At 45.9% G+C, this 13,437-nt stretch carries 13 protein-coding genes and 1 tRNA gene; all 14 read right to left on the bottom strand.

Annotated features, from left to right (window positions below; genetic code table 11):
• Window positions 1-188 precede the first annotated feature (188 nt).
• Window positions 189-1,091, bottom strand: coding sequence for an SH3 domain-containing protein (locus GPK60_RS03975; protein ID WP_215658896.1), 903 nt, complete (start codon window positions 1,089-1,091; stop codon window positions 189-191).
• 45 nt (window positions 1,092-1,136) lie between these two features.
• Window positions 1,137-1,209: transfer RNA gene (locus tag GPK60_RS03980), tRNA-Arg, on the bottom strand.
• Window positions 1,210-1,328: 119 nt separating this feature from the next.
• Complete coding sequence (locus tag GPK60_RS03985; RefSeq protein WP_173865624.1) at window positions 1,329-2,225, bottom strand: DUF5688 family protein; 897 nt, start codon at window positions 2,223-2,225, stop codon at window positions 1,329-1,331.
• A gap of 645 nt (window positions 2,226-2,870) precedes the next feature.
• Window positions 2,871-3,662 carry a PPC domain-containing protein gene (locus GPK60_RS03990; RefSeq protein ID WP_215658897.1) on the bottom strand — a complete coding sequence of 264 codons (792 nt, stop codon included), beginning with the start codon at window positions 3,660-3,662 and terminating at the stop codon, window positions 2,871-2,873.
• Between the two features lie 194 nt (window positions 3,663-3,856).
• Window positions 3,857-4,414 carry an elongation factor P gene (gene efp / locus GPK60_RS03995; RefSeq protein ID WP_022119940.1) on the bottom strand — a complete coding sequence of 186 codons (558 nt, stop codon included), beginning with the start codon at window positions 4,412-4,414 and terminating at the stop codon, window positions 3,857-3,859.
• A 120-nt stretch (window positions 4,415-4,534) separates the two neighbouring features.
• The gene (locus GPK60_RS04000) at window positions 4,535-5,602 is read right to left on the bottom strand and encodes an aminopeptidase P family protein (RefSeq protein ID WP_022119941.1); all 1,068 of its coding nucleotides are present in this window, start codon (window positions 5,600-5,602) and stop codon (window positions 4,535-4,537) included.
• Window positions 5,599-6,117, bottom strand: coding sequence for a YqeG family HAD IIIA-type phosphatase (locus GPK60_RS04005; protein ID WP_248835794.1), 519 nt, complete (start codon window positions 6,115-6,117; stop codon window positions 5,599-5,601). The genes GPK60_RS04000 and GPK60_RS04005 overlap by 4 nt, the downstream gene beginning before the upstream one ends.
• Before the next feature lie 58 nt (window positions 6,118-6,175).
• Window positions 6,176-7,027, bottom strand: coding sequence for a patatin family protein (locus tag GPK60_RS04010; protein WP_147631733.1), 852 nt, complete (start codon window positions 7,025-7,027; stop codon window positions 6,176-6,178).
• Between the two features lie 192 nt (window positions 7,028-7,219).
• Window positions 7,220-7,624: a hypothetical protein gene (locus GPK60_RS04015; protein WP_215658898.1), complete on the bottom strand. Its 405-nt coding sequence runs from the start codon at window positions 7,622-7,624 to the stop codon at window positions 7,220-7,222.
• A 42-nt stretch (window positions 7,625-7,666) separates the two neighbouring features.
• Window positions 7,667-9,049: an RNA-binding domain-containing protein gene (locus GPK60_RS04020; protein WP_215658899.1), complete on the bottom strand. Its 1,383-nt coding sequence runs from the start codon at window positions 9,047-9,049 to the stop codon at window positions 7,667-7,669.
• 11 nt (window positions 9,050-9,060) lie between these two features.
• The gene (locus GPK60_RS04025; protein ID WP_022119946.1) at window positions 9,061-9,984 is read right to left on the bottom strand and encodes an amidohydrolase family protein; all 924 of its coding nucleotides are present in this window, start codon (window positions 9,982-9,984) and stop codon (window positions 9,061-9,063) included.
• Window positions 9,985-10,008: 24 nt separating this feature from the next.
• A complete protein-coding gene (locus tag GPK60_RS04030; RefSeq protein WP_147631729.1) occupies window positions 10,009-11,463 on the bottom strand; it encodes a TrkH family potassium uptake protein in 1,455 nt (484 codons plus the stop codon).
• A 10-nt stretch (window positions 11,464-11,473) separates the two neighbouring features.
• Window positions 11,474-12,919 carry a Trk system potassium transporter TrkA gene (gene trkA, locus GPK60_RS04035; RefSeq protein ID WP_330592699.1) on the bottom strand — a complete coding sequence of 482 codons (1,446 nt, stop codon included), beginning with the start codon at window positions 12,917-12,919 and terminating at the stop codon, window positions 11,474-11,476.
• Window positions 12,920-12,967: 48 nt separating this feature from the next.
• On the bottom strand, window positions 12,968-13,390 hold the full coding sequence (locus GPK60_RS04040) for a C-GCAxxG-C-C family protein (protein WP_215658900.1): 423 nt from the start codon (window positions 13,388-13,390) through the stop codon (window positions 12,968-12,970).
• Window positions 13,391-13,437: the final 47 nt, after the last annotated feature.

Here is a 13,437-nt window from a genome sequence, read left to right on the forward strand (position 1 = left end):
TGAGTATACTATAATTTCTGATTTTTGGCTACCTTAACCCACCGTCTAAAGCCAGTGGGATTGCGGTAGCCTTATTTCAAGTCGAACGCACGTGAGACTTAGCACGCGATTCTGGTCAGCTTTGCTGACATTCACAATCCGCTTCTCTGCGTTCAAAAAAACATCCTCCCCGCAGGAAGGATGTTTCTTTACTTCACATCTTTCAGATATTTGTTTAATACATAGCCGGTCGCTTCGCCATATTTGATTTCTGCCCATCCATTATCCAGAACTCTGACTCTGGTCACTTTGTCACCTTTGTCGAGCATACCGATAATCTCTGCATCTTCGGAAGAATCTGCACGGACATTCAGCACATCTTTTGCTTTCATGACTTTATTGGCTTCCACACCGCTATCTTCTGCATCCGGAATCGCAATCTCTGTCTCCGGCTGATCCATCTCCTGGACAATCTTCTGAAGCTCATCGTTGCCGGAAACGATCTCCTGATACTTGTCATTTACATCTTTGATAAGAGCCTGTACATCGGAATTCTGGATTACTTTCTCGATATAATCGTTGGTGTCCTGATCAGACTTCCAGTCAGCAACACACAATCCGCCGTTCTCATCTGGTTTCAGATACAGACAGACCACACTCGGAACCAGTTCCTCGACATCGCCTACTTTTGCTTCATAATAAGCAAATACAACATAGGAATTGTCCACCGGACCTTTCTTGGAATACACAGCAATATTATTATAGCTCTGTATGATAGAACTCTCAATTTTCTGCTTATCGCTGTCACTTAAGGACTCTGTCATGCCTGACAGCGTATCCAGGTCTTTGTTGCCCATTGCTGTATAATATTTCTGCACAGTCTCAAGAACGGTCAGATCATTTTCTGTCAAAGCCTCTTCCGTCTCTGTCTGAGCCTGTGTCTCTGTGCCGGTCTCAATCGTCTGGCTTCCTGTCTCAGAATCTGATGTTTTCTTTCCGGAACCACCGGTCAGTTTCACTGCAAACACAATGACGATACCGACCAGTACGATTGCCAGTCCGATCAGGATATATCTGAGGTTATCTGACAGCCATTCTTTTAAACCACCCAAATTTCTACCTCCATTTGCTGTTGCGGTTTTTTCAAATATAAAAAACGCACCTGGAGGGATTCGAACCCCCGCCACATGGTACCGGAAACCATTGCTCTATCCCCTGAGCTACAGGTGCACATTTTATACATGAATGCTTCCGCACATACTCATGTAAAATCTTTCTTTTGGAAAAATTCTTTTTTACTATAACATGTTTTTTTCAAAAAGTAAAGCAAAATGGAGATTTTTCAGTAATCAGTGGGGGAAAGCCATCGTTAAATGATGCGTTTTGGCATCGTAGTGGTAGACCTGATCTGATAAAACCTCTTCCAAAGGCACCTGTGTGAGATTGATCTCACGCACCATGGAAAGCAACTCTGCGGCCTCCGGTGCTGCTTCTTCCGGAACCAGAATGCACTCGTGAACGCTGCTTGGCAGCACATAGAACGATCCCTCTAACAGTCTGGCTGCTTCCTGAAGAATATGGTCATACAAAATGCCGCATGCCCCAAGACAGCGTTTCTCATTCGTCATCACGTACATCGGAATCTCTTCCTTCAGAAAATCCAGTTTTTCCCCTTCCGGAAGCATCTCCCTGATCAGCTCTGACATTTTATATACATGCATCGGCTGCTTTTCTCTGGTGTTTTCCCTGGCATATTCCCACAGTTCTTCTTTTGTGACCTCCCAGAAATCCAGATGCTCCTGACGGATCAGGATACTTCCGCTGCCAAACATCTCATTCTCAAGCACGTAATAAAAGACAACCGCAAGATCTAGATAAGGAATATACGGTACTTCCGCAAGCAGTTTTTCGTTTCGCCCTCTGCCGATAATTTTGCAGAAGATCTCGGTCTTTATATTATCAAATTTCAGAAAATGTCCTGCATCCAGCGATGTATTGTTTCTGCACTCCTGATAGATATGCTGAACTTTCTCCGCAAGCTCCGGAATCGTCGCACCATCTCTGAACGCATGATAGTAATCTTCAAGATAAACAGAAGGGGATACATCATAATCGTTCTCCCGGATCAGAAAACAGTCTTTGGTAACTCCATTATTTTTCGTAACTTTATGAAACAGAATCGTCGCTTCCCCAATGCGGCTTTCTATTTCCTTTTGAAGATTTTCGATAAATTCTTTGTAACTCATACACAGTCCTTTCCTGCCATGCAGAAAAGCCCGGTTGAATGGATTTTTCTTTGTAAATTTACCGTTACATATTAGCATAATTTTTATCATATTGCAAGTTAGTTTTAAATATTTTTTTGATACATAAAAAATATGACTAATCAGAACGCACTATGTAAAATAAAAAAATACCGTGCAAAATAGAAAAAGCAGTACATAGAAAACAGAACGCCATAACAATACGAAAACAATCTGCTGACACGCTGCGTTTCCTGTTCGGTTCGCTCGCCGATTAGCCGCCCTTCCGCCTAAACTCGCAGCTTTGCTGCTCAAACAGCGGCTCTTCGGGGCGGCAGCATCGCAAACCTCACGACGGAAGCCTTGCTACCGTCAGTGCGATTTGTTTTCGTATCGTTATGGCTGTGCTGTTTCACATGCACTGTTCATCGGATTCCGGCCGGAAATATCTTTCTGCGTAAATGCCCCCGGCCAGCCAGGAACTTTGGTCAATGTGCAAAATGAACAATTCCCAAGAAGGTACTCGAACATGGCCGGTACTTTGCGACCGTATTTTGGTCGCTTACGTACCGCTGCCAATGTGAGGTAGCGAGAGCGTGCCTTCGGGGAATTCGTTCATTTGCACATTCATATTTTTCTATGCAGCTGCTACTGCATACTCCATCGCACATCATAAAATCCGGATGCATTGCTTTTCTTTGACGCACGCACCACTTTGATATAGTAAGTCCCTTTCTTCAAAGCAACCTTTTTCTGAAAATCTTTTGCGTCATTTTTCAGGGAAGCCATGCATATTCCATTTCTGCAACCCGGTCCGTAAAGATAGAATCGAAATGCATCGGTACCGATTGCTGCCAGCTCGATCTTGACTTTTCTGTTTTTTGCAAGCTTGAACTTGAACCAGTCTGCACTTCCTGCTTTTTCGCCTGCTGTCACAAGTCCGGATACTCTTTTCTTATGAGCAATCTGATACGCTGTCTTTTTACTGTCTCCTCCAAGGTCTTTTACTTTCTTTACTCCTGCCGAAAGAGAATAATAACTCTGATTCTTTACCTCAATATAATAAGTGCCCGGATTCACTCCGTAAACGATAAACTCTTCCGTGCTGACATAGCTTCTTTTATATGGCTCGAGAGACCGTTTCTTACTGTCACACAGGCGAACTGCCATACCATACGGCGTTCCGTCTTCTGCGATCGCCGCCCCTGCAACGATCAGGATGCCTTTTTTCTTTACTTTTACCCTGTGGTAAACAGTTCCTTTTCCACGTTTCATAGTGCCGATATGGATATACATACCGGATCCGACACTTTCCATATTGACGGTTTTTGTCGACGCAGCATACGTCGTTGTCTTCATGCACAGGATCAGTACAAAGGCTGCCATCAGCATAAACATTTTACGGATCCATACATGTTCTCTTTTTTTACTCTCTTTCATTCCTTTTTTCTCCTTTCCGCCTGTTTTTTCTCTTTTCCCTTTTTTGCCTGCGAAACACTTCATCGCAAGGCAATTTTGGTGTTTTCATCATACCATATTTCAAAGCCCCGCACAATAAAAAAAGCTGCCGCAGCATATCTTTCGATACACTGCAGCAGCCGGTTCAATCCAAACACACTTCAGCTAAAACAGCCTTATACTCTGGACAGATATTCGCCTGTTCTTGTGTCAATTTTGATCTTGTCGCCACGTTCTACGAACAGCGGTACGTTTACGTTAGCACCTGTCTCAACCGTTGCCGGTTTTGTTGCTCCCTGAGCTGTATCACCTTTGAATCCAGGTTCTGTCTCTGTGATTTCCAGTTCTACAAACAGTGGCGGTTCTACTGCAAATACATCACCGTTGATGGAACATACTTTTACCATTTCGTTGTCTTTAACAAATTTCAGTGCATCACCGATCGTGTCTTCGTTCAGTGCAACCTGGTCATATGTCTCAACGTTCATGAAATAGAACAGATCTCCGTCATTGTACAGATACTGCATATCTACTCTGTCGATACGTGCCTGTGGGAATTTTTCTGTCGGACGGAATGTTTTTTCTACTACACCTCCGTTGACAATGTTTTTCAGCTTTGTGCGGACAAAAGCTGCTCCCTTACCTGGTTTAACATGCTGGAACTCCAGAATCTGATATACGGTTCCATCAATTTCCAGTGTAATACCATTTTTAAAATCTCCTGCTGATACCATCTGATCTTCCTCCTTATTTTCGAAACGGACATCGCAATCCGCTTATAGCACTTCTGTTATCGGCTGTCCGCATAGTCTCGTCTTATTTTATAATAAAACCTGCACTTTTTCAACTGTTTTTTACAGTTCTATCAGTTCTTTTGGTGAATGTGCAAGATTTCGGCACCCCTTTTCTGTGATCACGACCAGATCTTCGATCCTGACACCGCCAAATTCCGGGATATAGATGCCCGGTTCTACTGTCATCGTCATATTTTTCTGCAATACACTGTGGCATTTTGGTGACAGTCTCGGTTCTTCATGGATAAAAAGTCCGACGCTGTGCCCAAGTCCATGTCCGAAATACTCGCCATAACCTGCTTCTGCAATGAGCCCTCTTGCCACCTGATCGACTTCCGATCCCGTCTTTCCGGCACAGATCTGCTCCAGTGCCGCCATCTGGGCTTTCAGAACGATCCCGTAGATTTCCTTCTGTTTTGAAGAGGCTTCTCCAAGCACTACGGTACGTGTCATATCCGAACAATAGCCGTCATATCGGCATCCGAAATCCATGGTGATAAAATCACCCTTTTCCAGTTTTTTTGCGGTCGGTACGGCATGCGGCATGGCAGAATGAAGTCCGGATGCCACGATCGTATCGAAACTGTTGCCTTCAGCCCCAAGTTCCCGCATATAATAATCCAGCTTTGCCGCGATCGTAAGTTCGGTCACACCCGGTTTGATGTCTCCTAAGATTTTCTGAAATGCCTGATCTCCGATCGCCTCTGCTTTTGCGACTTTTTCAAGCTCTTCTTCTGTCTTGATGCAGCGAAGAAGATTGACTTCTTCGCCAAGCTCCATCCACGTTGCTTCGTCTTTTGTCGGACTGCTGATCTTTTTAAAGTCTGCACAGATCATCTGCTGATCTTCAAAACCGATCGTTTTTGCCTGATCTTTTCGGATACATTCTGTGATCAGCTCCCGGTAACCCTTCTCAGTGCTAACTTCCACAACGGCAAACTTCGGTGCCTCCTGTTTTGCCTGCGTGGTATAACGCGAATCGGTCATCAGCACTTTCTGATCGGCAGATATATAAAGATAACCGGTCGCACCGCCAAAACCACTTAAATATCGCATATTATATCCATCGGATATCAGAATCGCATCCAGATTTTTCTTTTTTAACAGCTCTGTCACTTTTTCTGTCATTCTTTTTCCCTGTCTTTCTTATAAAAATACAGAACAATCTTCTCCAGATAACGTTTGAGCACGATCTGAATCTCTTCTTTTGGATGGATCGGCTTAACCAGAATGGTATGCATCCCTGCTCTTTTGGCACCCCAGACATCGGTAAAGAGCTGATCCCCCACAAACAGGCTGTCTTTTTCGGTGCAGCCCATCATCTGCATTGCTTTCCGATAATTTTTCGTGGATGGTTTGTGGGCATCTTCGATGTATTTCCCTCCGATGGCATCCGCAAACGGTTTCACACGCGGAAGCTGATTGTTGGAAATCAGACAGTAATCCATGCCAAGCTCCCTCAAATGTGCAAACAGGGCTTTTGCTTTCTGATCTGCCGGTGCTCCGTGCGGAACCAGTGTATTGTCGATATCAAAGAGTACTCCCCGATAGCCTTTCTTTGCCAGTTCGGCAAAATCAATGCTGTATGTTGAGTCCAGATATTCATCCGGATAAAAACGTTCCACTAACATAAATTCTCCCATGTTCTTACAGTCTTTGCAATACATGCCTGAACCTGTAAGAATCGTTCCATTTTCTCTGTTATTTTTCCAGGAAATCCTGCATTGCCCCGAAATGTTCTTTCATCTGCTCTATACCGTGCTGATAGAAATCTTCCAGAACTTCCGGTTTGGATTCCAGTCTTGAGACGGTCTTGCCCTGCGGCCGGATCACAAAAATCCTTCCTTCTTCCTCCCAGCGTTCCACCAGTTCCATGACTTCATTGTACTGACGTGCCCGGCGGCAAAGTGCCCTTGCCAGATTCGGATAATCCTTAAAAACCGTCTGATACATCAGAATATCCCGTTTGGATATGGTCTTGCGGTATCCTTTGCTTCTGGTCAGGATCAGAACGTTTTTGCGATAACCGCTTCGCATGCTGTGGATCAGCGGAATAGAATCTGCAATGCCTCCATCCAGGTACGGCACCCCGTCGATCTCTACCATCGGTGTTACAAGCGGCATACTGCTTGAGGCTCTGCAAAGCTGCATCAGCCGGTCTCCATCTTCTTTTTCGCTGTAATATTCTGCCTGACCGCTCTCGCAGTTTGTCACCACGATCTCACAGGTCATATCGGATGCAAAGTAAGTATCAAAATCAAAAGGATGCAGTTCTTTCGGATCTCGCTCAAAGATCAGATCCATGTCCAGCAGACTTTTCGTCTGGAAAAAGTTGTGAAAATTGATTATTTTCCCGTCCTCGCCGGAACGGATCATACATGCCTTTGTCCTCCCGGGCTGCCTTGAAACATAGTCCACTGCATTGCAGGAACCGGCAGAAACTCCGATCACATGCGGAATATAGTACTCCTGCTCCATCAGATAATCCAGCACGCCGGATGTGAAAACCCCTCTTTTTGCTCCTCCCTCAAGGATCAATGCTGCCTTCTGCATTTCTTTCGCCTCCTCATCGGTTTCTAAGTTGAGAGTATAGCTCAAAACTTTTCATCCCGCAAGTATATCTGTCATTTTTCTGTACATACTGAATTCAGAAATGTCTCTGGCATTCTTGCTGCGAGGTGTACATCATGCATCGCATAACCTGTTTTTGAAAGGAGCAAGCCCGTGAAAACAGAATTTCTTTTATTATCCCTGATTTTTTCCTTCACAGCCGATGTTCTTTTTCTGAAGACTCCCTTTGAACTTACGGCAATCTTGTTTTTTATTGCAGTGCAGTACTGCCATCGCCGTCTGCAAAACGGTTCTTTGCTCTCTTTTACTGCCGGCGGCTTTTCTGGCATGTTCTTCCTGCTTTTTCTCTCTTATTTCTGGCATATAAAAAGCAGCCTCCTTACGGCGGCCGCCTTTTTCTATATCGCACTGCTGACCTGGAATCTGTGCAGTTCTTTTACGGTGAAACGACAAAATACGCCCACTCTGCTGCGAATCTGCCTTGTCATGCTTCTTGCCTGCGATCTGAACGTCGGATTTTTCAATCTGCCCCGCTTCTGTGGTGATCTTCCGCATTCTCTTGCTTTTTACTGCACGCACATCGCCGGAAAGCTGATCTGGCTTTTCTATCTTCCAAGCCAGTTAATCCTGCTTTACCTGTTCTTTCGCTTCCCCAAGAAGAATCCATCTTCCGTTCTTCTCTGATCCTTCTCTTTTAAGCCAGCCCTGCTTTTTCATTTTGTCGATATCACGCAGAATGGTACGCTTTGTGACCTGAAGCTCCTGCACCATAGCACTGATCGTGATGCGTTCGTTCTCTGCCATCATTTTCAGGATCTGCATCTGACGCTCCTGCGGCGTGAAACGTTCACCGTCAGCACTTTCTTTTTCCTGCGGATCACTTACATCCGTTTTTGAAAATGCTCTGTTTTCCGCTGCCAAAGGTGTCTTTACCACAGCTTCTTTTACCGGTTCCTGTCTTGTTTTGCCGGATTTTTCTTTCTGCCAGGTCATCCGGCAGATGCCGTCGTGTTCTTCTTTTGTCAGTCCATAGCTGTCCTCTTCTGATGCAATACCAAACTCACAGAAATATTTCTTCAGCATCGGATTTCCAAAACGTCCCATGCTGACTGCAAACTCTGCGGTAAGCTTCTGCGATGATGCCGTGATTTTTGCCGGATACGCACTCGTATATTCTCTGGACAAAAGAAATTCACTGACAAATGCTTTCGCCGTCTCTTCTTCGGCTGCCGGCTGCAGAAAACGGATCAGTTTTTCTGCCTCATCCAGAAGATTCGTCTCCATATTCAGACGCTGCGTTTCTCCGTCCACCTGCCGCTCACAGGTAACTGCCGTATTGGCGAAAAGATTGCGAAGCGTCATATCTTTTCCGAACAGAAGGCCTGCCAGAAGGCGAAGACCACGTTCTCCCGTCTCATAATTGATACCGGAAAGATTCATTTCTTTTAAAAGGGCATGATTTTCCAGCCTGCCAAACGGATGCTCTTCGTTTTTCATCAGCAGCAGTGCTTTTGCCCTCTCGATCAGACTGTCTGAAAGATCGTTTTCCCGCATAAACGGATAGATTTTGCGTTCTGTGTAAATCTCCTGTTTCTGCACATAAAGTCTTGTCAGCTCTTCTTTTCGTTCCACACGGATATTTTCTGTTCCTCTTCTTACAAAAACCTTTCCGCGAAGAGCATGGACATTCGCACTTTCCGGAACATTCAACACCAGGACATATTTGCCGTCCACGATCTCACGCACCGGTTCCATCTCAAACGGCGGCTGGAAGGTGTCTGCATTCTGAGTTGCCATCTTCAGTGCCTGGATGATATCCGGGATTGCCCGTTCTTTAAATCCATATACTTCACCGCTTTCATCTACTCCCAGCAGAAGTGTTCCTCCTCTGGTATTCAGAAATGCACAGATTGTCTCAAACACATTTGTATGGATTCCATCCTTGCAGCTTCTGAACACGGTATTTTCATTCTCTCCAACTGTGATCAATTTCTGTGCTATCATATTTTCCTCCTTCATGACGCACTTGCTGCGTCAATAATGGTAGATTTGGAAGTTAACTTCCAAACTTTTTCCGCCTGAAATTTCCGGCGGATCACAGATTCGCCTTCTTTAAGACGGTTTTTCAGTTCCTCTGTCTCACCAAATAAATCGCAAAATATCTGATATTCATCCACCAGCCCCTGACCGTGCAGCACCCTGTAGGCTCCGGCATCGCTTCCGGCTGCAAGCAGCACGCCCTTTTCCCAGGCACAGCTTACATTCGCCCTGGCAGAATCAAAAATCTTTTCCAGTTCTTCCTGAGGATATCTTCCACAGCCAAGCAGGTTGCCGGTCGTCACAAGCGTCGGTACCCAGACCGTCCCCTTCTCTTTCATGGCATCGATGCAGTCCCGGTCGATATAATTGCCATGTTCTATGCTGTCAGCCCCCGCAAGAGCTGCGGCACGTACGGCATCCGCCCCATTGACATGAGCCATGACCGCCATCCCCTCTTCGTGGGCAATGTGGATCAGTTCTCGGATTTCTTCCGGTGCAAGCGGCTCTTCTGACATCTGCCCGAACTGTTCATAAACCATGATCCCGGAGATCATGATCTTGATAAAATCTCCGCCGAGATCTTTTACTTTCTTTACCAGATCTCGGTATTCTTCCAGATCTTCCCAGGCACATCCGACGATCCTGCCGTAATGCCCTTTGCGATGAATGGCAAACATCGGGCTGCGGTAATCGATCCCATACTGTGGTGCGATCTTTGACGCATATTCGGACACATGCAGGGCATCTCCGCCATCTCTTACAAATGTAATCCCACGTTTCCGATACTCTGCAAATGCCTGCCGGATCGCCTCTTCGCTGACATGATTTTTATGCAGTGCCACTGCTTCTTTATAATTTCTGCCATTTAGAAAGATGTGAGCATGACATTCTCCAAACATTCGGTTCACCTCATTACATGCATCTTATTTTTTCTTTCTCTTCACACTCCATACGGACGGTACAAAAATCATCAGCATCGGGATCAGCTCCAGTCTTCCAGCCAGCATATCAAAGCTTAAAACCAGTTTGGACAAATTGGAAAATCCTGAGAAATTGCCGGCCGGTCCGACCAGTCCAAGTCCCGGTCCGACGTTGTTCAAAGTCGCTGCCACGGCCGTAAAGTTGGTAACCAGGTCTTTCTCATCCAGTGAAACGATCAGAACCGATGCCACAAAAATAATCATGTATAATGCAAGATATGCATTTACGGAACGGATAACTTCGGTCTCCACCGTTCTTCCTTCCATACGCACACGCTTGACGCTTCTTGGATGCAGTGCCAGTGAAATCTCACGTCCGATGCCCTTTAACAAAAGCAGGATACGTGACACTTTGATACCGCCTCCGGTACTTCCCGCACAGGCTCCGACAAACATCAGTGTCACCAGGATCGTTCTGGAAAAACCCGGCCACTGGTTGAAATCCACCGTACTGAATCCGGTGGTCGTGATGATCGATCCAACCTGAAATGCTGCATGGTGAAATGCCTGAAACAGACTCGAAAATCCCCCGGAAATATTGAAGGTGATCGCCAGGATGGAAGCCGCTATGATCGCCAGATATGCCCAGACTTCCGTCATACTGGAAACCTGCTTGATCTTTTTCTTCAAAATGCAGAAGTAGAAGGTAAAGTTGACACCAAACAGGATCATAAACGTAGTGATGATGCCCTGCTGCAGCATCGTATAGCCTGCACACCCATCACTTTTTATCGAAAATCCACCGGTACCGGCCGTACCGAATGTAATGCAGAGGGTATCAAACAGCGGCATTTTGCTGATCAACAGCAAAATGATCTGAATCAGCGTCATACCAAAATAAATAGCATAAAGAATTGCTGCCGTATAGCGGATCTTTGGCACGAGTTTGCTCACGTTCGGTCCCGGACTTTCTGCTTTCATCAGGTGTACGATTGTTCCATTTCCTTTATTTGGAATAAAAGCAAGGATAAAGACCAGAATTCCCATACCTCCTACCCAGTGGGTAAAACTTCTCCAGAACAGACTGGCACGTGAAAGTGCCTCTACATTGGTCAGAATACTGGCTCCTGTAGTTGTAAAACCGGAACTCACCTCAAAAAATGCATCGAAAAAATTCGGGATTTCTCCTGTCAGCATAAACGGAACTGCCCCAAATACTGAAAACCAGATCCATACAAGTGCAACTGCTACCAGACCTTCTTTTGTATACAGAGTAATCTTTTTCGGCTTGCGAAGTGTGCTGACCCCGCAGAATAATGCACAGATCCCGCAGGAGATCAGATAAGAAGAGAGAACACTTTCCCCGTAGATCAGCGAAACCAGGATCGGAAGCAGCAGAAAGAGTGCTTCGAACCCGCTCGCCATGCCAAGTATGTAAAAAATCATTCCATAATTCATGTTTTCACCCTTACCGTTCTTTCACAATATCGGATATATCATCCAGTCCCTGATTGGTCGTGACAACGATCACCTTATCCCCGATGCTCATCACGTCCTGACCGTTCGGCATGATCAGCACACCGTCACGGTAAATCGATGCGATCAGCAGATTTTTTTTCAGAGACAGTTTCTCAAGCGGAATGTCAAGGATCGGAGACGACTGCCGGATCACAAATTCCAGTGCTTCCACACGGTTGTTTACCAGGCGGTAAAGTGTCTCTACATTACTGCCGATGGTATTTTTCATGGCACGTACATAACGCACGATGTATTCTGCCGTCACATACTTCGGATAAATGATACTGTCAAGATCCAGTTTGTTGATGACTTCATCGAACGTGGTATTGTTTACTTTTGTGATACTCTTGATCTTCGGTGCATGCTCTTTTGCAAAGAGTGAGAGCAGGATATTTTCTTCGTCCACATCCGTCAGCGTCACAAAGGAGTCCATCCAGTTCACGCCTTCTTCCATGAGGACATCCTGATCCGTTCCCTCACCGCAGATGATCGTCGCCTTCGGCAGAAGGTCGCTTAATTCTTCGCATCGCTCACGGTTTTTGTCGATGATCTTGACATCAATGCCCATGGTCAGAAGCTGTTTTGCCAGATAATAGGCTGTTGTACTGCCGCCTATGATCAGGGTATCACGAACCTGATCCGTCTGGACTTTGATCTTTTTAAAGAACTGGCTCGCCATTTTCGGCGGTGCCACGATCGACACGATATCACGCTCCTGCAACACGACATTTCCATCCGGAATGATAACCTGATCTCCGCGGACAACGGTGCATACCAGCACTTCGCAGTGAAGCTTTGCCCCCATATCTGCGATCCGCATGTTATTCAAAACAGAGTTTGCCCCGATACGGAACTGCAAAAGCTCAATGTGTCCGTTTGCAAAAGTCTCGATCTTGATGGCAGATGGGAAACGTAAGATCCTTGCCATCTCGGAAGCTGCCGCCTGTTCCGGATTGATGACCATCGCCATACCAAGCTCTTCCCGGATAAAGCGGACTTCCTGACTGTACTCCGGATTCCGCACGCGGGCGATCGTCTGACAGCCGTTTCCGGCTTTTTTGGCGATCAGACAGCACAGCAGGTTCAGCTCATCTGAACCAGTCACGGCGATCAGCAGATTTGCCTCCCGGATGCCTGCCTCCAGCTGGACATTATGGCTGCTTCCGCTTCCTACCACGCCCATAATATCACACGCATTTGATATATCCTGCACTTTTTCGGCATCTTTATCTACAATAACAATATCGTTTCCTTCATTACTCAACTGTTCTGCCAAGGTTGCTCCTACTTTTCCGCAGCCCACGATAATGATCTTCATTTCTTTTTCCTCACCTTGAATTTTCTGTTTTTCGATTTCCTTTCTCTGTCCAAATACAGGTAAGCCGAAAACGGCCACTGAGCTTTGTATCTGCTCTATGGCCGCATCTTCTGTCGGAAATTCCCTTTATTCTTCTGTTGTTTTTATATCCATAACCTGTTCCAAGATCTGTGCTGCGTCTTTGATACATCCGTCACAGGACCGCAGAACCTTGCCTGTCCCGATCCCTTTCAGATCCTTGCAGACCACGGAACCGTTCTTCTCTCCAAATTTCTGAACGATCTCTCTGCTGACACGATATGTCGCACCTTTTGTGACCGGTTCTTTTGTATTGCGGCTGCTCTTTAAAAGTCCTGTCACCATACAGGCTCCCGAAACGGCTCCGCAGGTACACTGCATACCGCCCATACCGGCTCCGAATCCTTCTCCTGCCGCAAAAATAAGATTTTCATCCACTCCCACCAGATCTGCATAGGCACATGCCACTGCCTGACAGCAGTTGTAACCCTTCCCATGATTCTCCAGCGCTTTTTCTACTCTGCTGCTCATTTTGATTCCTCCATTGTAAAACCACGTTTCTCACGCCGAATAATATT

The organism is Ruminococcus sp. MCC718, assembly GCF_018783905.1.
Lineage (GTDB): Bacteria > Bacillota > Clostridia > Lachnospirales > Lachnospiraceae > Hominisplanchenecus > Hominisplanchenecus faecis.